This is a genomic window from Kitasatospora atroaurantiaca (genome assembly GCF_007828955.1).
Lineage (GTDB): Bacteria > Actinomycetota > Actinomycetes > Streptomycetales > Streptomycetaceae > Kitasatospora > Kitasatospora atroaurantiaca.
The window spans coordinates 1,914,258-1,935,107 of sequence record NZ_VIVR01000001.1; the positions used below are offsets into that span (position 1 = coordinate 1,914,258).

General features: G+C 72.0%; 22 protein-coding genes. 11 read left to right on the top strand and 11 right to left on the bottom strand.

Annotated elements, in window-relative coordinates:
* Positions 1-13 precede the first annotated feature (13 nt).
* The 4 genes from FB465_RS08615 to FB465_RS08630 form a co-directional block, all read right to left on the bottom strand.
* A complete protein-coding gene (locus FB465_RS08615; protein ID WP_145797222.1) occupies positions 14-589 on the bottom strand; it encodes a maleylpyruvate isomerase N-terminal domain-containing protein in 576 nt (191 codons plus the stop codon).
* Positions 590-616: 27 nt separating this feature from the next.
* Positions 617-1,621, bottom strand: coding sequence for an endonuclease/exonuclease/phosphatase family protein (locus FB465_RS08620; RefSeq protein WP_145789150.1), 1,005 nt, complete (start codon positions 1,619-1,621; stop codon positions 617-619).
* A 120-nt stretch (positions 1,622-1,741) separates the two neighbouring features.
* Complete coding sequence (locus FB465_RS08625) at positions 1,742-2,404, bottom strand: TetR/AcrR family transcriptional regulator (RefSeq protein ID WP_145789152.1); 663 nt, start codon at positions 2,402-2,404, stop codon at positions 1,742-1,744.
* Between the two features lie 53 nt (positions 2,405-2,457).
* Positions 2,458-4,053: an MFS transporter gene (locus FB465_RS08630; RefSeq protein ID WP_145789154.1), complete on the bottom strand. Its 1,596-nt coding sequence runs from the start codon at positions 4,051-4,053 to the stop codon at positions 2,458-2,460.
* A 245-nt stretch (positions 4,054-4,298) separates the two neighbouring features.
* On the opposite strand from FB465_RS08630, the gene panB reads away from it, so the two are divergent.
* The 3 genes from panB to FB465_RS08645 all read left to right on the top strand — a co-directional run bounded on the left by panB (position 4,299) and on the right by FB465_RS08645 (position 7,240).
* A complete protein-coding gene (gene panB / locus FB465_RS08635) occupies positions 4,299-5,192 on the top strand; it encodes a 3-methyl-2-oxobutanoate hydroxymethyltransferase (RefSeq protein ID WP_145789156.1) in 894 nt (297 codons plus the stop codon).
* Positions 5,193-5,411: 219 nt separating this feature from the next.
* Positions 5,412-6,434, top strand: a complete 1,023-nt coding sequence (locus tag FB465_RS08640) for an ATP-binding cassette domain-containing protein (RefSeq protein ID WP_145789158.1) — start codon at positions 5,412-5,414, stop codon at positions 6,432-6,434.
* Positions 6,431-7,240 carry an ABC transporter permease gene (locus FB465_RS08645; RefSeq protein WP_145789159.1) on the top strand — a complete coding sequence of 270 codons (810 nt, stop codon included), beginning with the start codon at positions 6,431-6,433 and terminating at the stop codon, positions 7,238-7,240. Before FB465_RS08640 ends, FB465_RS08645 begins: the two co-directional genes overlap by 4 nt.
* Here FB465_RS08645 and FB465_RS08650 read toward each other — a convergent pair whose 3' ends face one another.
* The gene (locus tag FB465_RS08650) at positions 7,241-10,579 is read right to left on the bottom strand and encodes an ATP-binding protein (RefSeq protein ID WP_145789161.1); all 3,339 of its coding nucleotides are present in this window, start codon (positions 10,577-10,579) and stop codon (positions 7,241-7,243) included. It abuts the gene before it with no gap.
* Positions 10,580-10,741: 162 nt separating this feature from the next.
* Between FB465_RS08650 and FB465_RS08655 the strand changes: the two genes are divergently transcribed.
* Both FB465_RS08655 and FB465_RS08660 read left to right on the top strand, forming a co-directional pair.
* Positions 10,742-11,557: a site-2 protease family protein gene (locus FB465_RS08655; protein ID WP_145789163.1), complete on the top strand. Its 816-nt coding sequence runs from the start codon at positions 10,742-10,744 to the stop codon at positions 11,555-11,557.
* A gap of 8 nt (positions 11,558-11,565) precedes the next feature.
* On the top strand, positions 11,566-12,306 hold the full coding sequence (locus tag FB465_RS08660; protein ID WP_145789165.1) for an MBL fold metallo-hydrolase: 741 nt from the start codon (positions 11,566-11,568) through the stop codon (positions 12,304-12,306).
* On the opposite strand, the gene FB465_RS08665 is transcribed toward FB465_RS08660, so the two are convergent.
* Together FB465_RS08665 and npdG are read right to left on the bottom strand one after the other, a co-directional pair.
* Entirely contained in the window at positions 12,303-12,488 is a 186-nt protein-coding gene (locus FB465_RS08665) for a hypothetical protein (RefSeq protein WP_145789167.1), read from the bottom strand. The two genes, FB465_RS08660 and FB465_RS08665, sit on opposite strands and share 4 nt — an antisense overlap.
* A gap of 86 nt (positions 12,489-12,574) precedes the next feature.
* On the bottom strand, positions 12,575-13,267 hold the full coding sequence (npdG, locus tag FB465_RS08670; protein ID WP_145789169.1) for an NADPH-dependent F420 reductase: 693 nt from the start codon (positions 13,265-13,267) through the stop codon (positions 12,575-12,577).
* Positions 13,268-13,314: 47 nt separating this feature from the next.
* On the opposite strand from npdG, the gene FB465_RS08675 reads away from it, so the two are divergent.
* Both FB465_RS08675 and FB465_RS08680 read left to right on the top strand, forming a co-directional pair.
* Positions 13,315-13,896, top strand: a complete 582-nt coding sequence (locus FB465_RS08675; protein ID WP_145789171.1) for a hypothetical protein — start codon at positions 13,315-13,317, stop codon at positions 13,894-13,896.
* A 112-nt stretch (positions 13,897-14,008) separates the two neighbouring features.
* Entirely contained in the window at positions 14,009-15,337 is a 1,329-nt protein-coding gene (locus tag FB465_RS08680; protein ID WP_211785741.1) for an MFS transporter, read from the top strand.
* 35 nt (positions 15,338-15,372) lie between these two features.
* On the opposite strand, the gene FB465_RS08685 is transcribed toward FB465_RS08680, so the two are convergent.
* Positions 15,373-15,603 (bottom strand): hypothetical protein, encoded by a 231-nt coding sequence (locus tag FB465_RS08685; protein WP_145789172.1) that lies wholly within the window; start codon positions 15,601-15,603, stop codon positions 15,373-15,375.
* Between the two features lie 104 nt (positions 15,604-15,707).
* Between FB465_RS08685 and map the strand changes: the two genes are divergently transcribed.
* Positions 15,708-16,553, top strand: a complete 846-nt coding sequence (map, locus tag FB465_RS08690) for a type I methionyl aminopeptidase (RefSeq protein WP_145789174.1) — start codon at positions 15,708-15,710, stop codon at positions 16,551-16,553.
* Positions 16,554-16,696: 143 nt separating this feature from the next.
* On the opposite strand, the gene FB465_RS08695 is transcribed toward map, so the two are convergent.
* The gene (locus FB465_RS08695) at positions 16,697-17,398 is read right to left on the bottom strand and encodes a bifunctional DNA primase/polymerase (RefSeq protein ID WP_145789176.1); all 702 of its coding nucleotides are present in this window, start codon (positions 17,396-17,398) and stop codon (positions 16,697-16,699) included.
* A 360-nt stretch (positions 17,399-17,758) separates the two neighbouring features.
* On the opposite strand from FB465_RS08695, the gene FB465_RS08700 reads away from it, so the two are divergent.
* A complete protein-coding gene (locus FB465_RS08700) occupies positions 17,759-17,977 on the top strand; it encodes a hypothetical protein (protein ID WP_145789178.1) in 219 nt (72 codons plus the stop codon).
* A 23-nt stretch (positions 17,978-18,000) separates the two neighbouring features.
* On the opposite strand, the gene FB465_RS08705 is transcribed toward FB465_RS08700, so the two are convergent.
* On the bottom strand, positions 18,001-18,678 hold the full coding sequence (locus FB465_RS08705; protein WP_145789180.1) for a PadR family transcriptional regulator: 678 nt from the start codon (positions 18,676-18,678) through the stop codon (positions 18,001-18,003).
* 151 nt (positions 18,679-18,829) lie between these two features.
* Between FB465_RS08705 and FB465_RS08710 the strand changes: the two genes are divergently transcribed.
* On the top strand, positions 18,830-19,231 hold the full coding sequence (locus FB465_RS08710; protein WP_145789182.1) for an ACT domain-containing protein: 402 nt from the start codon (positions 18,830-18,832) through the stop codon (positions 19,229-19,231).
* A gap of 6 nt (positions 19,232-19,237) precedes the next feature.
* On the top strand, positions 19,238-20,257 hold the full coding sequence (locus tag FB465_RS08715; RefSeq protein ID WP_145789183.1) for a serine hydrolase domain-containing protein: 1,020 nt from the start codon (positions 19,238-19,240) through the stop codon (positions 20,255-20,257).
* Between the two features lie 44 nt (positions 20,258-20,301).
* Here the strand turns inward: FB465_RS08715 and FB465_RS08720 are convergent, their stop codons facing one another.
* Entirely contained in the window at positions 20,302-20,745 is a 444-nt protein-coding gene (locus tag FB465_RS08720; protein ID WP_145789185.1) for a MarR family winged helix-turn-helix transcriptional regulator, read from the bottom strand.
* Positions 20,746-20,850: the final 105 nt, after the last annotated feature.

A 20,850-nucleotide genomic window follows, 5' to 3' on the forward strand; every position in this document is an offset into this window, starting at 1 on the left:
CCGACGCCGACGCTCAGGAGACGGCCGCCCGCCACACCCAGGAGGTGAGGCGCGGGCGGCCGTCGAGTTCCGCGCGGCCGGTGGACCAGAGCAGCACCTCGGCCGGGTCGCCGGGCGGCGCGTCGGGAAACAGCCGGGTGAGCACCGCCGCACAGAGCCGCTCGGGCGGGAGCCAGGACACCCCGAGGCCCTGGGTGATGTCGTAGGTGTGGAGCAGGACCTCGGCGACCCCCATCGCGGCGAAGCCCTCCGGGTCGCAGGACCCGTAGTGCCAGGCGCGGGCTCCCGGCGCTGCCGTACGGAGGGCGCTGCTCAGCAGTCCGCCGCAGGCCGTGACCACCTGGAGCACCTCGCGCGGCGAGGCGTCCGGGTGAACGGCGAGGTCGAAGGGCAGGTAGGCATCGCCCGGGAGCGCCGCCAGCTGCCCGGCATAGGCCAGCAGGTCGTGGGCGACATGGGCGGCCGTCGTCCAGCAGCTCCAGTCGAGTGACCCGGCGGGGGCGTGCCAGTCCTGCCGGTCCGGTGAGTCGTACGGGCCGAGCACCCGCAGCATCTCAGCGAGCGCCTGGTCGACGTCGGAACTGTCCATGGTCACGTCGGACAGTCTGACGCACGGTCAGTACTTGAAGTCGGCCGCAACCGCGCGGTGGTCGCTGCCGTCCGGGGGCAGTACCCAGGAGTTGGTGGGCTTGAGGCCGCCCTTGCTGAGGATCTGGTCGATCCTGGCCATCGGGAAGGCGGCCGGCCAGCTGAAGCCGAATCCGTCGCCGGCCGCGCCCTGGGCCGATCGGAGCTGTGAGGTGACCGGGGCGAGGCTGCGGTCGTTCATGGTGCCGTTGAGGTCGCCGAGCAGCAGGACCTTCTTCAGCCGCTCGGCCTCGATCGCATCGCCGAGCGCCTGTGCGCTGGCGTCGCGCTGCCCGGCGGTGAAGCCGCTGTCGAACTTCACCCGTACCGAGGGCAGGTGCGCCACGTACACCGCGAGCGGGCCCTGAGGGGTCGTCACCGTGGCCCGGAAGGCCCTGGTCCAGCCGATCTTGATGTCGACCACCGAGACGTCGTCGAGCGGGTACTTCGACCAGAGGCCGACGGTGCCCTCCACCGCGTGGTACGGGTAGGTCGCGGCCAGGCCCTTGGTGTACGCGGGGACGGCACCCGAGGCGAGCTCCTCCAGTGCGACGATCTGGGCGCCGGAGCCGTTCAGCAGCTTGAGGGTGCCCGCCCGGTCGGTGTTGGCGGCCGCGACGTTGTGGGTGAGCACCGTGAAGTCGCCCTTGCCGGTGCTCTTGTCGGTGACCAGCCCGCCGAACAGGTTCACCCAGACGATGGCGGGCAGCAGGACGGCCGCCATTGCGGTGGGTGCCCGCCGCCAGAGGGCGAGGGCCAACAGCACCGGCACGGCCAGCCCGAGCCAGGGCAGGAAGGTCTCCAGCAGGCTGCCGAGGTTGCCGATGCCGTTGGGCACCCAGGAGTGGAAGGCGAGCAGGCCGGCCGTGAGGACGGCGAGGACCGTCAGGATCCAGCCACGTCGCCAGTCGGCACGGCCGCTACGGGGGGCCTGGTCCGAGGGGGCGGGTTCCCCGCCGTCCGCCGGTGCCACTGCCTTCTCCGTCTGCGCCATGCCGTGATCCTCCGTACCGTCCCGCTTCATGTGACTGATGCCGTTTTAGTCGGATTCTCGGCTCAGCCTATGACGGGACAGACGCGGGCACCCTCGGCAGGGGTTGCGGCACGCCCCTGATCAGTGAGATTCCCCACCGGACGGGCTCACGCCGACGCCGCGCAGCACGGCGTCGACCATCTGCTCGGCGAGGCCGGGATCGTCCAGCGGGGCCTCGTCCCAGAGGACGGTACGCACCAGGATCGGGCCCATCAGCACCTCCACCAGCAGCTCCAGGTCCAGGTCGGCGCGGAGCACACCCTCGGCGACGCCGCGCCGCACGATGTCCCGGGCCAGCTCGCGGCGCGGCTTGATCACCCGCTCCTGGTAGGCGTTGCGCAGCTCCGGCCAGGAGTGCATCTGGCCGAGCGCGGCCTTCAGCATCCAGCGCGAGCGCTTGGCCAGGCCGCGCTGACGCATGTACTCGATCATGCCGACCAGGTCCTCGCGGACACTCCCGCCGCAGAGCACCGGCTCGGGGGCCTCCAGCCGGGCGACCACGTCGACCAGCAGGGCCTCCTTGTTGGGCCAGCGCCGGTAGATGGTGGCCTTGCCGACCCCGGCGGCCGCGGCGATCCGCTCGATCGAGAGGTCGGCGAGGCTCGCGCCGTCCTCCATCAGCTGCTCCACGGCGGCGAAGATCGCCTGCTCGGCCGCCTCGCTGCGCGGACGGCCCCGCCTCGGAGCGAAGGACTCCGGGTCGGGGCAGTCGCTGGGTGCCGGAGCCGTGGTGTCGGTCTGCATGGCCCTATTCTCCACGGCGCTGCTCACTCCTCACGGCACGGTCCACAGCGCGGTCACACCTTGGCGGGCTGCGGTCCGGCGACGGCCTGGTCGTGGGCGCCGGGGCCGCCCGGTGCTGCGGGGGCCTTGGCCGGGAGGAGGAACCAGGCGAGCAGCACGCCGACCACGGTGATGCCCGCGGAGAGACCGGAGACCACGTGCATCGCGTGGATGAAGGACTCCTTGGCCGGGTCGACCAGGCCGGTCCGGTGGGTGCCGCCGGCGATCGCCAGGGTGGCCTCCAGCGACTCCCCCGCCTTGTCCCGCAGAGCCGGCGGGAGCTGGGCGAGCTGGTCGGAGACGCCGTCCCGGTAGACCGTGGAGAGCACCGCGCCGAGCACGGCGACCCCGAGCGAGCCGCCGACCTGGCGGAAGGTGTTGTTGACCGCGGAGCCCGCGCCGGCCTTCTCGCGGGGCAGCGAGCCCATGATCGCGACGGTGACCGGCGGCATCACGTGCGCCATCCCCGCGCCCATCAGGAAGCCGATCGCCACCAGCACCCAGATCGGGGTGGTCGCGCCCAGCAGCAGGTAGCCGAGGAAGCCGACCGCGATCAGGGCCATCCCGCCGGCACAGGTGGCCCGGACGCCGAAGCGGTCCACCACCAGCCGGGCCCGGGGTGCGAACACCAGCTGGGCGGCGGCCAGCGGCAGCATCAGCACACCGGCCTGCAGCGCGCTGTAGCCGCGGACGCTCTGGGTGTAGAAGACGCCGAAGAACGAGACGCCCATCAGGGCGAAGAACACCAGGCCGACGACCGCGACGGAGCCGCTGAACTGCTTGTTCCGGAACCAGCTGACGTCCAGCGCTGGGTGGGTGGTACGCCGCTCGTGCAGCACGAACAGGGCCAGCGCGACGACGCCGGCCAGGACCGGGCCCCAGGCCGCGACCGCGGTGAAGTCGGCCAGCTCGCCGCCCTTGATGATGCCGTAGATCAGCGCGACCAGGCCGATGATGGAGAGCAGCACGCCGACCGGGTCCAGCTTGCCCGGGTTCGGGTCCTTGGAGTCCGGCACCAGCAGCATCATCGCGACCAGCGCGACGGCCACGATCGGGACGTTGACCAGGAAGACCGAGCCCCACCAGAAGTGCTCGATCAGCAGGCCGCCGGTGATCGGCCCGATCGCGATCGCCAGGCCCACGGCTCCGGCCCAGATGCCGATCGCCTTGGGCTGCTCGTGCCGCTCGAAGAGGTTCATGATGATGGCCAGCGTGGCGGGCATCACAAAGGCGCCGCCGAGGCCCATCACCGCGCGGTAGGTGATGAGTTCACCGGGCGAGGCCGCCAGCGCGGAGAGCAGCGAGCCGAGACCGAAGACCAGCATGCCGCCGAGCAGCGTCCGCTTGCGGCCGATCCGGTCGCCGAGCAGACCTGCGGTGAAGAGCAGGCCCGCGAAGACCAGCGTGTAGGAGTTGATGGACCATTCGAGGTCGCTCTGGCTGGCGCCCAGGCCGGTCGGGGCGGGCGAGGCGATGGTCTTCATCGCGACGTTGAGGATCGAGTTGTCGAGGACGACGACCAGCAGGGCGAGGATCAGGGTCCCCAGGATCGCCCAGCGGCGTCGGTGAACCGCCTCGGGTATCCGGTGCGGTGCGGCTTCGGTGCTCATCGGTGTGTTCCCGTCCGTACGAGGTGTGCGGACTTACGAGCCGGATGCGTCTCGTAACCCCTTGGGGCTCAGCGTAGCTCGTTTTTCGATACGAGACGGGGTCGTATCGTAAAGTCTGGGCAAAAAGGTGTGCCGGGGAAGCCCCTCCCCCGCTCTTTGCGCCGGGGCCGGGGCGTGCAAGCATGGAGGAGATCCGGGGACGCCGTACGGCGCCACGAGACGACAACCCTTCAGGAGCCTGTTCGATGAACGCTTCTCCGCTTTCGCCTGCCCAGCCGCAGTCGGGCCAGCCGCAGACCGGCCAGCAGCAGGGCAGCACCCTCTACGGCGGCGTCACCAACCGCCGCGTCACCGTCCGAGACCTGGCCGCCGCCAAGCAGCGCGGCGAGCGGTGGGCCATGCTCACCGCGTACGACGCCCTGACCGGCGGCGTGTTCGACGAGGCCGGCATCCCGGTGCTGCTGGTCGGCGACTCCGCCGGCAACTGCCACCTCGGCTACGAGACCACCGTGCCGGTGACCATGGATCAGATGGTGATGCTCTCCGCCGCCGTCGTCCGTGGCACCAAGCGCGCGCTGATCATCGGCGACATGCCCTTCGGCTCGTACCAGGAGTCGCCGGCCCAGGCGATGCACAACGCGGCCCGGCTGATGAAGGAGGCGGGTGTCGGCGCGGTCAAGCTGGAGGGCGGCGAGCGCAGCGCCCGGTCCATCGAGCTGCTGGTCGAGGCCGGCATCCCGGTGATGGCCCACATCGGCCTGACCCCGCAGTCGGTGCACGCCTTCGGCGGGTACCCGGTGCAGGGGCGCGGCGACGAGGCGGCCCACCAGCTGCTGCGGGACGCCAAGGCCGTGCAGCAGGCGGGTGCCTTCTCGGTGGTGCTGGAGGCCGTGCCGGCGGAGCTGGCCACGCAGGTCACCGAGCAGCTGGCGATCCCGACCGTCGGGATCGGCGCGGGGGCCGGGACGGACGCGCAGGTGCTGGTCTGGACGGACATGGCCGGTATGACGGCGGGGCGGGTGCCCAAGTTCGTCAAGCAGTACGCCGATCTGCGGGCCGTTCTCGGGGACGCGGCGCGCGAGTTCGCCACCGAGGTCGGTGCGGGCACCTTCCCGGCGCCGGAGCACACCTTCAAGTAGGGACAACCACACCAGGGGCGCGGGGAACTGCGCGACCGACCCTCTACGGAGGTGCACGGTTGCACGCGCGGTTCCTCGCGCCCCTGCTGTGGTTCACCGAATGCGATAGGGGCAACCGCACGAGGGGCCCGAGTGCGTTGACAGTCGGGTGACAGCGAAGCGACAGCGGCGACTGCGGGGTGACAGCGGGCTGACAGGCGGGCCGGGCAGCCTGAGGGCATGACACGAATCGACACCGCCCCGAACGACCGGGGGCCGCTCAGCACCGGCAACGCCGTCGAGGTCCGAGGAATCGTCAAGTACTACGGCGCCACCAAGGCGCTGGATGGCGTCGACCTGACGGTCCGACAGGGCACCGTCCTCGGTGTGCTCGGCCCGAACGGCGCCGGCAAGACCACCCTGGTCCGCATCCTCTCCACGCTGATCAAGCCGGACGCCGGCACCGCGTACGTCGGCGGCTACGACGTCCTGCGCCAGCCCAAGCAGCTGCGCCGCACCATCGGCCTCACCGGCCAGTACGCCTCCGTCGACGAGCTGCTCTCCGGCTACGAGAACCTCTACCTGATCGGCCGGCTGCTCGACCTGCCCGGCAAGGAGGCCAAGGCCCGCGCCACCGAGCTGCTGGAGCGCTTCTCCCTCACCGAGGCCGCCAAGCGCCCCGCCAAGACCTACTCCGGCGGTATGCGTCGCCGGCTCGACCTGGCCGCCAGCATGATCGGCCGCCCCAAGGTCCTCTACCTGGACGAGCCCACCACCGGCCTCGACCCGCGTACCCGCAACGAGGTCTGGGACGAGGTGCAGCGCATGGTCGCCGAGGGCACCACCGTGCTGCTCACCACCCAGTACATGGAGGAGGCCGAGCAGCTCGCCAACGAGCTGACGGTCATCGACAAGGGCCGGGTGATCGCGGCCGGCGGTGTCACCGAGCTGAAGTCCCAGGTCGGCGGCCGGACTCTGCAGGTACGGCCGGTCCACCCGGCCGAACTCTCCGAGATGGCCCGCTGCCTGCACGACGCGGGCATCACCGGCGCCACCGTCTCCGAGGACACCGGCCTGCTGTCGGTGCAGATCACCGACGACGAGCAGCTCACCGCCGTGGTCAGCGTGCTGGGCACCCGCGGCTTCGGGATCACCGGTATCGACACCAAGCTGCCCAGCCTGGACGAGGTCTTCCTGGCCATCACCGCCAAGCCGGCCGTCACCGACGCCGTCCCGACCCTCAGCAAGGAGACCGTGGCATGAGCGCCGCGACCCTCAACCCCGGCCGCCTGGACGACAGTCGGATCGGCCCACGCGCCAACCTGCGTCACATCGGCGCGCTGACCCGACGCAACCTGATGCGGATCAAGGCGGACCCGGAGTCCCTCCTCGACGCCCTCCTCATCCCCATCATCTTCACCCTGCTGTTCGTCTACGTCTTCGGCGGCGCGGTCTCCGGCAGCCAGCACGACTACATCCAGTACATGATCCCCGGCCTGCTCGGCACCACCGGGCTGAATCTCGCGATGGCCGTCGGCACCGGCCTGAACACCGACTTCCAGACCGGGGTGATGGACCGCTTCCGCACCCTGCCGATCGGCCGGTCCGCGGTACTGCTCTCCAAGATCGCGGCGGAGACCCTGCGCGGTCTGGTCTCCTTCACCATCCTGATCAGCTTCTCGATGATCCTCGGGCTGGAGATCAAGACCAGCTTCCTGCACCTGCTCGCGGCGGTCGGGCTCTCGCTCACCTTCGGCATGTCGATCGTCTGGATCTCGATGCTGCTCGGCATGTCACTGCGCAGCGCCCAGGCCGTCCAGGGGGTGTCGATGCTGGTCATCATGCCGCTGCAGTTCGGCAGTTCGATCTTCGCGCCGACCAGCACCATGCCCGGCTGGCTGCAGGCCTTCACCGAGTACAACCCGCTCTCGGCACTGGCCGACGCCTGCCGCAACCTGATCAACGGCGGGGCGCTGACCCACTCGGTGCTGATCGTGCTCGTCTGGTCGGTGGCGATCACCGCCGTCACCGCGCCGCTGGCCGTGGCGAGGTTCCGCAAGCGGACCTGATCAGTAGTCATCCGGATCGTTCAGCAGGGCGGTCGCCTCCGAGAGCGTGAGGCGGCCGCCCTCTGCGACGGCGGTGTCGTAGGCGTCCGTGCCGAGCAGCTCGCGCAGGGCGCGTTCGTTCGCGACCCGCTCCTGCCGCTCCAGGTACGACCCCGGCGCCCCGTGCAGTGCGTGGTGCGCACCGAGCAGCACCGCGGCCCGCCGGGCGGGACGCAGGTCGCCGTCGCGCTCCGCGAGCACCACCAGCACGCCGACGGCCGGCAGGATCAGCAGCACCGTCATGTGCTCGCCGAACGCCGTGGCCTTTCCCGAGATGGACCGGATCGCCCGGCGTCCCTCGCGCAGCAGCTCCAGACCGGCATCCGGATCGCCGGCCCGCGCCGTCGTCCAGCCCCGGACGCAGGACTCGATCCCCTCGAAGATCTCGGGCACGATCGGCCCGAACGCCCTCTGGTCGATGACCAGTTGGTCGAGCTCCCGGAGCGCCGCCGCGTATTCGCCCCGTGTCGTGTACAGGGTGCAGAGCACCAGACGGCCGTACAGCACCGCCCCGTCGGCGGTGTGGTTGGTCGACCCGATGTCCGCCAGCGCCTCCGTGATCATGCGCTCGCCCGTCTCCGGGTCGCTGTCGAACAGCGCCTCGCCGAGCCGGATCTGGAGCAGCGGCACCTCCTGCGGGGCGCCCAGTTCCTCGGCCAGTCCGATCGCCCGCCGGTAGGCGGCGGCCGCGTGGGCCGAGTCGCCCTGCTTCGCCGCGTTCTCGGCCCGGGCGGCGAGTGCCTCGGACATGCCCCAGCGGTCACCGGCCCGGGTGAACAGCTCCAGAGCCTCCTCGCTGTCCCGGACCGCCTGCTCGAGGCCGCCGACCCAGTCGTTGAGCATCCGGGCCCGGATCTGCAGGATGAACGCGAGGTCGCCGTCCCGGCCGTGGCGGCGGCAGCCCTCGACGGAGTCGTCCAGCAGCGGCCGCAACTCGTCCATCTCCCCCGAGAGGAAGGCGGCGAACACCCGCAGCAGGACGGGGAACCGGTAGGACTGCGGCAGGTCCGGGGTGTACGTCCGCAGCACCCGGCGGGACGTCTCGGCCGCCTCGGGGTCGCCGAGGGTGGCCATGTTCCCGGTGAACATGCTCACCAGCCGGTGCAGTTGGACCTGTCGACGGGCCTCCTGGAGCATCTCCGGAGACATCGGGAGCGGCTCGTCCAGCGGACCGCTGAAAAGCGGGACGGGCGGCGGGGCGTCGTCGGCGTACGGGTCCGGGCCGAGCGTGCAGATCGCCTCGTACCAGCTGCGTGCCTCGGTGCGGTAGTCGCGCAGGGACCAGAACCAGCTCATCCCCAGTGCGAGGACGAGCGCCTCCTGCTCCTCACCGGTGTCCACGGCGCGGCGCAGCGCGGCCCGGATGTTGTCCTGCTCGCGCTCCAGGACGGCGAGCCAGTGCAGTTGTTCGGGGCCGTGCAGCTTCAGCTCGGCCTGGCGGACGAGCTCGCGGAAGCAGCTGATGTGGCGCTGCGCGGCCTCGTCCTCGGCGTCCTCGGCGAGGCGCTCGGCGGCGTACTCGTGGATGGTCTCCAGCATCCAGTACCGGGGTTCGGAGCCGAGACCGGCGACCAGCAGGGACTTGTCGACCAGCGAGAGCAGCAGGTCGGCGACCTCCTCGCGGGGCACCTCGGTGCCGTCCGCGCAGACCTGCTCGGCTTCCTCCAGGGTGCAGCCGCCGGCGAAGGCGGAGAGCCGGCGCAGGACGGCCCGCTCGCGCTTGCCCAGCAGGTCCCAACTCCAGTCCACCACCGCGCGCAGGGTCTGCTGGCGGGGCAGCAGGGTGCGCGAGCCGGCGGTGAGCAGGGCGAAGCGGCCGTCGAGGCGATCGGCGATCTGGCGTGGCGTCAGTCCGCGGAGCCGGGCGGCGGCCAGCTCGATGGCCAGCGGCAGACCGTCCAGGCGGCGGCAGATCTCGGCACAGGCCGCGGGGGCCTCGGCCGGGTCGAAGCCGGGGCGGGCCGCCGCACCGCGCTCGGCGAACAGTCGTAGCGCGGCCGGGTCCGGCAGCGGCTCCACCGGCAGGACGACCTCGCCGGGTACGCCGAGCGGCTCCCTGCTGGTCGCCAGGACGGTCAACCCCAGGCACTCGGCGAGGAGTTGGTCGGCCAGGTCGGCCGAGGCCTGGATCAGGTGCTCGCAGTTGTCGAGGACCAGCAGCATCCGGCGCTGGGCGCAGTGCTCGACGATCCGCCGTACCGGGTCGTCGGGCCGGCTCTCCATCACCTCGGCCACCGCGCTGCCGGTGTGCAGCACGGTCTCGCGCAGGCCCAGGGCGGAGAGCACCGCTCCGGGCACGGCGGTCGGGTCCTCCAGCGGGGCCAGCTCGGCGATCCAGACGCCGTCCGGCCAGTTCCCGGCGGCCTGTTCGGCCCGGCCGGTCTCGACCGAGAGGCGGGTCTTGCCGGAGCCGCCGGGGCCGGTGAGGGTGGTGAGCCGGCCGGCCGCCAGGGCGCCCCTGAGCGCGGTGAGGTCGCCGTCCCGGCCGACGAAGCTGGTCAGCCGGGGCCGCAGGTTGCCGCCTGCCCGGGGTGACACGGACTGAGGCACCGGCCGCGGGATCGGACCGGGCGTCGGCGCGTCCTCGGCCGGCTGCAGCAACTCGCGGTGGAGCGCTTTGAGTTGAGCGCCGGGGTCGGCGCCGAGCTCGTCGGCGAGGGCCCGCCGGGCCGTCTCGTACTGGCGCAGCGCCTCCGCGGTACGGCCGCTGTCGCGCAGTGCGCGGATCAGCAGGACCTGCACCTGCTCGTCCAGCGGCCGCTGTTCGCAGAGCTCGGCGAGCTCCGCGGTGAGCTCGGAGGCCCGCCCGAGCTCGAGCTCGGCGGTGATCCGGTGCCGCCGGGCCTCGTCGCGCTGGGTCTCCAGGCGGGTGGCCGGGCCGCCGCGGTCGGGCAGGTCGGCCAGGGCCGGGCCGCGCCAGAGCGTGAGCGCCGCGTTCAGCCGCTCGGCGGCGCGGGCGTGGTCGGCCCCCTCCAGCGCCTGGCGCCCCTCCGCCGCCAGGCGCTGGAACTCCCCCAGGTCGGTGTGCTCGCCGGTCAGCCAGTACCCGGCCGGGCCGGAGCCGATCTCGTCCCGCCCGATGGTCCGGCGCAGCCGCCCGACCAGGGTCTGCAGGGCGGCGGTGGAGTCCTGCGGGGGCTCCGCGCCCCAGACCTCGTCGACCAGCAGGTCCGCCGGGACCGGCCGCCCCTGCCGCAGGACCAGTGCTGCCAGCAGCGCGCGCAGTCTCGCGCCGCCCAGCGGGATGGGGGTGCCGTCGTCGTGGTGGGCCGTGGTCGTTCCGAGGATGCCGTAGTGCACGGGGACCATTCTGGTCGACGGCCCTGCCCGCGCACGTACATTTGTCCGTCCGGAACCACCGCCCCGCGCCGACCGTTCACCGGGGACGGCTTGTCCGGGGCGTACCCCGCCCGGCATGATCGACCTTCGTCCTCCCAGCGACCCCATCGGAGCCCCACCGCCATGACCTTCGCCGACACGCAGCGCTCGCGCAGCGAGGACAGCCGGATCAGCCCGGTCTTCTGGGTGCTCCTGGCGACCCTCGGCACCGCCGGCTGGGCGATCTCGACCGGCTACGGCAACGCCGGCTTCGGCGTGTTCCTGTTCGTGGTGGCCGGCTGGATGGTCTCGCTCTGCCTCCACGAGTACGCGCACGCCCGTACCGCGATGCACAGCGGGGACATCACGATAGGGTCCAAGGGCTATCTGACGCTCAATCCGTTCAAGTACGCCAACGCGATCTTCAGCTTCGTCCTGCCGGTGGTCTTCGTGATCCTCGGCGGCATCGGCCTGCCGGGCGGCGCGGTCTACATCGAGCGACACCGCATCCAGGGCCGGCTCAAGCACAGCCTGATCTCGGCCGCGGGCCCGCTGGTGAACGTGCTCTGCGCGGCGGCGCTGCTGATCCCGGTCGGCGCGGGCTGGCTGGACGACCCGGCCGTGCACGCCGTCTACGAGGGCCACGAGCTGAGCGTCTCACCGCTGGCGGCGGCCTTCGGCTTCCTCGGTCTGCTCCAGGTGAGCGCGGCCCTGCTGAACCTGCTGCCCGTCCCGGGCCTGGACGGCTACGGCATCATCGAGCCCTGGCTGTCCCTGAAGACCCGCCGGGCGGTCGAGCCGTTCGCCCCGTACGGGCTGCTCGCGGTGTTCATCGTGCTCTGGCAGTCCGAGGTCAACCAGTGGTTCTTCTCGCTGGTCTACAACGTCATGGACCTGTTCGGCGTGGACGGCGCCTACGCCTTCCTCGGTGACTACCTGTTCCGCTTCTGGAAGCACTAGCCCACCGGATGCGTCGCCTGACGGTGCTGGGAACCTGCGGTGGGTGGCCGGAGGCCGGCCGGGCCGCCAGCGGCTTCCTGCTGGAGTACGACGGGTTCCGGCTCGTGCTGGACCTGGGCTACGCGACGTTCCCGCGACTGCTCGAGCACTGCCACGGCAGCGACGTCGACGCCGTGGTCGTCACCCATGAGCACCCCGATCACTGCGCCGATCTCAGCGCCCTGTGCCGGGAGCGGTACTTCGCGGCCGACCGGGGGCCCCGTGTACCGCTCTACTGCACGCCCGGGGTGATCGAGCGCGTCCAGGCGATGGAACCGACCGAGGACCTGCTCGACGTCTTCGACGTCCACCGGCTCCCCGGCGCCCACCGGGTCGGCCCGTTCCACCTCGACGCCGTCCCGCTGCCGCACCACGTCCCGCACGCCGGAGTACGGGTCACCGCGCCTGGGCTGACCCTGGCCTACAGCGGCGACGCCGGCCCGGACGCCGCGCTCGCGGAGCTGGGCGCCGCGGCGGATCTGTTCGTCATCGGAGCCACCCTGCAGGGCCCGCCGCCCGGCGACGACCCGCACCACCTGATGAGCGCCCTCGAAGCCGGCACCTGGGCGACCCGGGCAGGGGCCAGGCGACTGCTGCTCACGCACTTCTGGCCGGGCAGCGACAGAGCGCTCTCGGTGGCCGAAGCCCGGAGTACGTTCGCCGGCGAGGTCATCGCCGCCGACGAAGGACGGATCGTCGAGCTCGGCTAGCCCTCGGTCGAGGACGCCTGTGCGAGCCGCTCGCGGCGGATGTAGAACCAGGCGATGTTGCTGGAGACGCCCGCCATCAGCACCCAGACGACCCCGAGCCAGTTGCCCTCGACGAACGAGACGACAGCGGCGGCCACCGCCAGCACGAAGACGATCGAGGCATAGAGGGCGTTGCGGGGCATGCTGAGGCTCCTGGGCTCGGGGGCTGGTCAGCACCCATTGTCACCGAAGGGTCCCCCACAGCGCGCAGGGGACCCTTCCGGGCACGTCACACGTCGGTGACGCGAAGGCCGGCGTGGGCCTTGTAGCGGCGGTTCACCGAGATCAGGTTGGCCACCAGCGACTCCACCTGATGGGCGTTTCGCAGCCGGCCCGCGAAGATGCCGCGCATCCCCGGGATGCGGGAGGCCAGGGCCTGCACGATGTCGGTGGCCTCGCGCTCCTCGCCGAGCACCATCACGTCGGTGTCGATCTCCTCGATCGACTCGTCCTGCAGCAGCACCGCCGAGAGGTGGTGGAAGGCGGCGGTGACGCGCGAGTCCGGCAGCAGGGCGGCGGCCTGCTGGGCGGCGCTGCCCTCCGCCGGCTTGAGGGCGTACGCGCCCTGCTTGTCGAAGCCCAGCGGGTTGACGCAGTCGACGACGATCTTGCCCGCGAGCTCCTCGCGCAGGGCCTCCAGGGTCGCCGCGTGGCCCTCCCACGGCACCGCGATGATCACGATGTCGCTCTCCCGAGCCGTGGTCGCGTTGTCCGCGCCACGCACCCCGAGGCCGAGCTCGGCGGCCGAGGCCTCGGCCCGCTCGGCCGTACGGGAGCCGATGATGACCTGCTGCCCGGCCTTGGCCAGCCGGTAGGCCAGGCCGCGGCCCTGGTCGCCGGTGCCGCCCAGGACGCCGACCACGAGGTGGGAGACGTCGGGGAGCAGGTGCGCCGGGTTGGTCACTGAATCGTGGGTACTCATGCCGAAGATCCTGCCAAAGCAGGGGCCGCTGCTCCATCCTGGGCGGCATGGACGCGGTGAGAGTTTCAGCACTACGCGAGTCCCTGGCCGGCACCGGCTGGCTCGAGTCCACCAAGACCTTCGCGAGCGCGCTGCGCCGTTCGGTCACCCGCCGGACGGCCGCCGGCCTGCTGCTGGTCGGCACCGAGCGGTACGAGCCCTGGCACCTGGCCGCCCATCTGGACGACGAGGCCGCCTGGTCGGGGGTCCCCCGGCTGGCCCCCACCCTGCTGCGGCACCAGGTCCCGCCGGACGCTCCGGCCCACCTCTCGTACGGCCTCGGGCTGCTGGCGGGCGCCCGGCGCGGCGCGACCGTCCTGGTGGTGGCGCCCGCCGCCGCGGGGGCGGGCCTGCTGGAGCGGGTGCAGGACGCCCGCTGCGGTGGCGCGACGGTGCTCGCGCTCGACACCGGCGACCGGGAGCTGGCGGGCCTGGCCCACGAACGGCTGGCCGTGCCGGAGGCCGAGGAGGAGCCGTTCGACCTGGTCCAGCACCTGGTCAGCGCGGCCGCGGGCGCGGCCCCGGCCACCCGCTCCCGGCTGGTCCGCCTCGCCGAGCGGCTCACGGCCTCGCCCGTCGCGCGCTGGTAGGACGGCGGTCGGACCCGCTGCCCCGACGGTCCCTCAACTGCAGGCTCTCCTACGCCATCGGCGCGCCCCTGACCGGCACCAAATTCGATTGCGACGCCGTCGAGCCCGACGGATGATCCCCCTCGTGACGTCCCGACCTCCTGATCAGCCCCGCTGGCGCGCGCTGGCCCACAAGATCCGCCCCGACCTGGCGCCCTGGCGGTCCTCGCGCGACTTCCGCCTGCTCTGGAGCTCCGGCTGCGTCTCGGCCTTCGGCAGCTTCCTGACCTATGTCGCCGTGCCGCTGCAGATCAAGGAGCTCACCGGCTCCTCGCTCGCGGTGGGCCTGGTCGGCGCGGTGGAGCTGCTGCCGCTGATCGTCTTCGGGCTCTGGGGCGGCGCCCTCGCCGACGCCCTGGACCGCCGGAAGCTGGTGCTGTGCTCGGAGGCCGGACTCGGCCTGCTCTCCGGGCTGCTGCTGCTCAACGCCCTGCTGCCGACGCCGGTGCTCTGGCCGATCTACCTGGTGGCCGGCCTGGTCGCCGCCGTGGACGGCCTCCAGCGGCCGGCCCTGGACTCGCTCACCCCGCGGATCGTCGCGCACGACCAGCTCACCGCCGCGTTCGCCCTCAACTCCCTCTACCGCAACGCCGCTTCGGTGGCCGGCCCGGCGCTGGCCGGTGTCATCGTGGCGGTCGCCGGCGTGCAGACCGCGTACGCCCTGGACGTCGCCACCTTCGCCGTCTCACTGCTGCTGCTCGCCCGGATGCGCGCCGTCCCGCCGCCGACCGGTGCCGAGAAGCCGTCCCTGCGCGCGATCGCCACCGGCGTGAAGTACGCCTGGAGCCGTCCGGACCTGCTGGGTACGTACGCCGTCGACACCTGCGCGATGCTCTTCGCCTACCCCGTCGCGATCTTCCCGTTCCTGGCCGGGGACCTCCACGCCGACTGGGCGCTCGGCCTGATGTACGCCGCCACGGCCGTCGGCGCGCTGGCGGTCTCGGTGACCAGCGGCTGGACCTCCCACGTCCACCGGCACGGGCGGATGCTGGTGTTCTCCGCGCTCGGCTGGGGAGCGGCCATGGCCGTGGCCGGCCTGGTGGGCGACATCTGGCTGGTCCTGTTCTTCCTCGCCGTGGCCGGAGGCGCCGACCAGATCAGCGGGGTGGCCCGCTCGACCATCTGGAACCAGTCCATCCCGGACGAGTTGCGCGGCCGGCTGGCCGGCGTGGAACTGCTCAGCTACTCGGTCGGTCCGCACCTCGGGCAGGTCAGGGCCGGCGGCATGGCCGGACTGATCGGCGTCCGCGGCTCGGTCTGGGCGGGCGGCCTGGCCTGTGTGGTCGGCGTGCTCGGCCTGGCCGCCGCCCTGCCGAAGCTGCTGGCCTACGACGACCGCACCGACCCGCACGCCGCCGCCGTCCGGGCCGAGCACGAGGCCACGGCGGCGCTGGCCGCCTGAGGCCGACGGGCCGTCAGGCCTTCGGCGAGGCGCGCTCAGTCCCCCTCCTGCTCCTCGACCTTGTCGTGCCAGCGCGGGTCGGTCTGCCACTCGCGGTTGCGCTCGGCGGCGATCTCCAGCGCGTGCGCGGCCTCCTCACGGCTCGCGTACGGGCCGAGGCGGTCCTTGGCCGGGCACTCCGGGCCCTCCTCGACCTTGGCGTGCTTGATGCAGTAGAACCACTCGCCCGGTTTCCCGGTGGGCTTTCGGCCGAATCCCAGTGGCATGACGGGTTCTCCTGTCGCTCGGTTGCTTCCTTACGGATCATTCCCGGCAACCGTCTCGCACACACAGCCGGGTCGGCCGGGACCCGGCCGATAGACTCGGCGCCATGGCTCTCGTACCCGGCATCCAGTCCCCCACCCGCAAGGTTCCCGCGCACATCGCGCGCCCCGAGTACGTCGGCAAGCCCAAGCCGACCCCGTACGACGGGCCCGAGGTGCAGTCCGCCGAGACCATCGAGAAGATGCGGATCGCGGGCCGGATCGCCGCGCAGGCGATGGAGGCCGCCGCCAAGCTGATCGCGCCGGGGGTCACCACCGACGAACTCGACGCCGTCGCCCACGAGTACATGTGCGACCACGGCGCGTACCCCTCGGACCTCGGCTACCGCGGCTTCCCCAAGTCGGTCTGCACCTCGATCAACGAGGTGATCTGCCACGGCATCCCGGACTCGACGGTCCTTCAGGACGGCGACATCGTCAACATCGACGCGACCGCCTACATCCACGGCGTGCACGGCGACCTCAACGCGACGTACCTGTGCGGCAATGTGGACGAGGAGTCCAAGCTGCTCGTCGAGCGCACCCGGGAGTCACTCAACCGCGCGATCAAGGCGGTCAAGCCCGGGCGCCAGGTCAATGTGATCGGCCGCGTCATCGAGTCCTACGCCAAGCGCTTCGACTACGGCGTGGTCCGGGACTTCACCGGGCACGGGATCAACACCTCGTTCCACTCCGGCCTGGTCATCCCGCACTACGACAGCGACCGCGCCACCGAGGTGATCAAGCCCGGGATGACCTTCACCATCGAGCCGATGCTCACCCTGGGCACGTACGACTACGAGATCTGGGAGGACGGCTGGACGGTGGTCACCAAGGACCGCAAGCGCACCGCCCAGTTCGAGCACACCCTGGTCGTCACGGCGGACGGCGCGGAGGTCCTCACGCTGCCGTAGGTGCACCGATCAAGTCGGGGTACCCCATAGGGGCGCGGGGAACTGCGCGAGATCGGAAGGCGACGACCTGTGCCCTACCGCCTCGCGCAGTTCCTCGCGCCCCTGCTGTAGTTGCTCGTCTGCCTGATCCACGGCGGAGCCGCTCAGCCGATGAGCCACTGCTCCTCGGCCACCGCGCCGACCTCCGTGCAGGCGTCGGTGAGCACGTCCAGAACGCGCAGCGCGTCCGGCAGCGGCTGCTCGGGCCCGCGCAGCCACCGCACCTCGGAGCCGTCCGGCAGCGAAGCCGGCGGCAGCAGGGTGTACGAGCCGCGGCAGTGCCAGCGCAGGCCGGGGTGCTCGGACATGGTGTCGGGCGTGCTGTCCAGCGCGCTCGGCCACCACTCGTCCTCGTCGACCGGGGTGCCGCGGGTGGCGGTGAAGAACAGGTACCGGTCCTCGCCGACGGCCGCGACCGGGCCGCCCACGCCGAGCTTGTCGAGCCGCTCGAGCGCGAGGCGCCCGGCCACGGCGGGTACGTCGAGCACATCGTGCGCGCGGCCGGTGGCGGTGATGAAGTTCGCCTGCGGGTCCCTCGAGAGCCAGCGGGCCAGCTGCTCGGGGTCGGTGGTGGCCTGGGTCTGCCAGGCGAAGGACACCGGGTGCTGGGCGGGGGCCGGACAGCCGACCCGGTCGCAGGAACAGCGATGGCCTGCCGGGTGTGCGGCGGGCGCCAGCGGGAAGCCCGCTCTGACCGCGCCGAGCAGCAGATCCAGCCGGACGGCCGCGTCCTGCCCGGTCACGGGCCTCGCCCGCTCCCGGTCACGCCGCTGCCACCAGGTCGTCCACCTACTGCTGGCTTCCATCGGGCCCCTTCCGCACCTGCTGTGACCTGCCGTGCCTGGTGTGACACAGCGACCGACGCGATATCGGACGCAACGTCCGGGCCCGCCCGTTACTTCCCGGGTGTGCTCGGTCCGGTGCATCCGCCGTGGGCCGGAGCCGGGGTTGCCGGACGGCCGACGCCCGGGGTCACGTGACGGAGTACGAGAGTTGAAGCTCGGCGGGCAGGCGCACCGACGCGCGCCCTGCCCGGCCCGTACGGGGCCCGCTGACCCGGGTGAAACCCCGGGGGCGTACAGAGCAGGATAAGGGTGTCCGGCGGGTCTTCTTGACCGGGGGCGGTGCTGCGCTGGTCACACCGGCCGTCGGCATAGGCTGTGCTGGTGAAGAGCGCGGACACCGAATTCGTCGGCGGGCCACTGGACGGCAAGGTGCTGCCGATCCTGCTGGGCCTGTTCCACAACGTGCCGAAGGTCTACCGGGTACCCGTCCCGGCTCACGGGGATGTGCCGGCCGCCACACTCGTGTACCGCCGGGCCAGGGAGTACGACGCCAAGGGCCACTCGCGCTGGCGCTACGAGTACGACCAGGCCGCCTCCTAGCCTCCTCCCTCAGGCCTCCACGCTCAGTCCTCCTCCGCCAGGATCAGGTACAGCTTCTTCTTGGCGTCCGTGAGCACGGCCAGGCCCTTGGCCCGCTGCTCCTCCGTACCCGTGGTCATGACCTGCCGGATCGCGTGGTCCACGGCACCGAGCGCCTGGCCGACCTCCTGGATCGCCTCCCAGTCGACACCTCGCCCGGCCTCGTCCCACGGCGACTCCTGACCCGCCTCGGCCTCCGTCCTACCGGCCTCGGTGAGCTCGAACAGCCGCTTTCCCGAGACCTCCTGAGCCCGGATCAGCCCCTCCTCCTCCAGCAGCTGGAGGGTCGGGTACACCGAACCGGGGCTCGGCCGCCAGGCTCCGCCGGTCCGCTCACCGATCTCGGTGATCATCTCGTAGCCGTGCATCGGCCGCTCCTTGAGCAGCGCGAGCAGCGACGCGCGGACGTCCCCGCGACGCGCCCGCCCACCACGACGGCCGCCACCCCGGCCATGACCGCCGAAGCCGCCGCCATGGCCACCCCGGCCGCCGAAACCGTGACCGAACGGTCCGAACGCTCCCGGCGGGCCGGGCGGACGGCCCGGACCACCGAAGCCGCCGAACGCGTTGCGGCCCTCGAAACTCTCCCCGGGGAACTCCCCGGGCTGGGGGCGCCGGCCGCGGCGCCGCCCCTCTCCTCGAAACGGGCTTCCTGGGCGCATGACTGCGCACCACCTCTCAGACTGTCGATGCCTCTCTCCCGAAGCATCTTGATAGCTCAACGATATATCGCTACCTATCGCTCGTCAACGATTCTGCGCGTCGCGCGCCGTCCGCCCGCGACGGTGGATCACACGGGCTAGCGTGGCCGCCATGGCCGGTGAACGAGATCTTCAGCAGCTGCTCGGCGGGATGCGCCCGGTGCTCAACCCCGGGCGGTACGTCTACTGCACCCTCCCCGCCAAGGTGCCCGCCGGGCTGCGGCCGGTGGTCATGGTCGCGGAGGCGGAGGGGCCGACCATCGTGGTGGCCCAGGAGGAGGCCGACGCCCTCGGCCTGCGCTACGAGTACGTGGCCGGCTGGATCACCCTCCAGATCCACTCCGCCCTGGAGGCCGTCGGCCTCACCGCCGCCGTCGCCACCTGCCTCGCCGAACACGGCATCAGCTGCAACGTGGTGGCCGGCTTCCACCACGACCACCTCTTCGTCGCGGCCGATGACGCGGACCGCGCGGTCGCCGCCCTGCAGGAGCTGTCGGCCGCCAACCGGGCCTGAGCCGCCGTGCCCCGGGCCCGAAACTGGGCGGCCACCGCGGCCGCCGTACTCGAGGACTGCCTCGACCCGCTCACGGCGGACGGCGGCCTGCCCGGCGGTGTGATCACGGCCGGGACGGCGGACGGCGTCCGCCACACCGTGGCCGCCGGGATCGTCGCCCCCGAGTGCGGCCCGGAGCCGCCGGACGAGCACACCCGCTACGACGTCGCCTCACTGACCAAGGTGGTGGCCACCTGGCCACTGGTCGGCCGGGCGGTGGACGCCGGGCTGCTCGACCTCGACGCGCCCGTGCACACCTACCTGCCCGGTATCCCACCCTCCGCACCCGGGGCGGCGCTGACGGTACGCCAGATCCTCACCCACACCACCGGGCTGCGCGCGGACACCCACTTCGAACGCTACCTGGACCGCGGGACCCCTCTGGCCGAACTCATCTGCGAGGAACCGCTGATCAGTGCACCCGGCACGGAACACCGGTACATCGACCGGGGGTTCATCCTGCTCGGCCTGCTGCTGACCGCCCTCCACGGCCGCGAACTCGACCGGTCGGCAGGGGAGTTGTGGCGCGAGCTGGGCATGACGGAAACGCTGTACGGGCCGGTCGCCCGGGGGCCGGACGTCGCGCCCACCGAGCCGCGCCTGACCGGGGCGCCCCGCCTCTGGGGCACCGTCCACGACCCCAGCGCCGCCATGATGGGCGGCATCGCCGGCCATGCCGGGGTCTTCACCACCACCTCGGACCTCGCGAGCTTCGCCGAGCGCACCCTCGGCTCGCCCTGGCTCGCGGAGAGCATGCGGCCGACCGCGTTCATCGAGCCCGGCCTGCACCGCGGGCTGGCCTGGATCATCGCCGAGGACGGCGCCGTCGCGTACCACCACGGCTTCACCGGCACCAGCCTGCACCTCGCGCCGCGCACCGGCCGCTACCTCGCCATCTGCACCAACGCGGTCTACCACGGCTGGGACAAGGCCCGGCTGGCACCGCTGCGCGACCTCGCACTCAGGACCATCGCGGACGGGACGTGACACCGGACCGCCGCCGGCGCGGTGCCGCCGAGGCGGCCGTGAACTCAGGCGGCCGCGGCAGGGAGCACCCGGCCGAGCAGGTCCTGGAACACCCGCCGCTCCTCCGCGTCCAGCTGCTCCAGGCCGGTGAGCCCCGACCTCATCTCCGCGCGGATCCGGCGGACTACCTCGGCCCCCTCGTCCGTCAGGACGACGTTCTTGATACGGCGGTCCGCGGGATCGGCCGTCCGGCGGACCAGTCCGCGCGTCTCCAGCCGGTCGACGATCCCGGTGATGTTGGAGGCGTCGCAGCCGAGCAGTTCGGCCAGCGTGCGCATGGACATCGGCCGCCGGAGCACGCTGAGCATCTTCCCCTGCATGAGGGTGAGCTCCTGCCCGGCCGCCGTGACGGCGAAGTTGCGGTAGTAGGCGGCGGCCGCCTGCGCGAGCTGGTCCAGGAGTTCGGCGGCGGTCGGTGCGGGCGCGGCGGGCGGCTTGGTCGGGGTCATGGCTCAAGTCTAGGCGGATTTACTTGACATCCTCAACCATCTAGATCTACCTTCGATTCATTGCTTGACGACTTCAATCATCAAGGGCATCAAATCTTTCCGTTC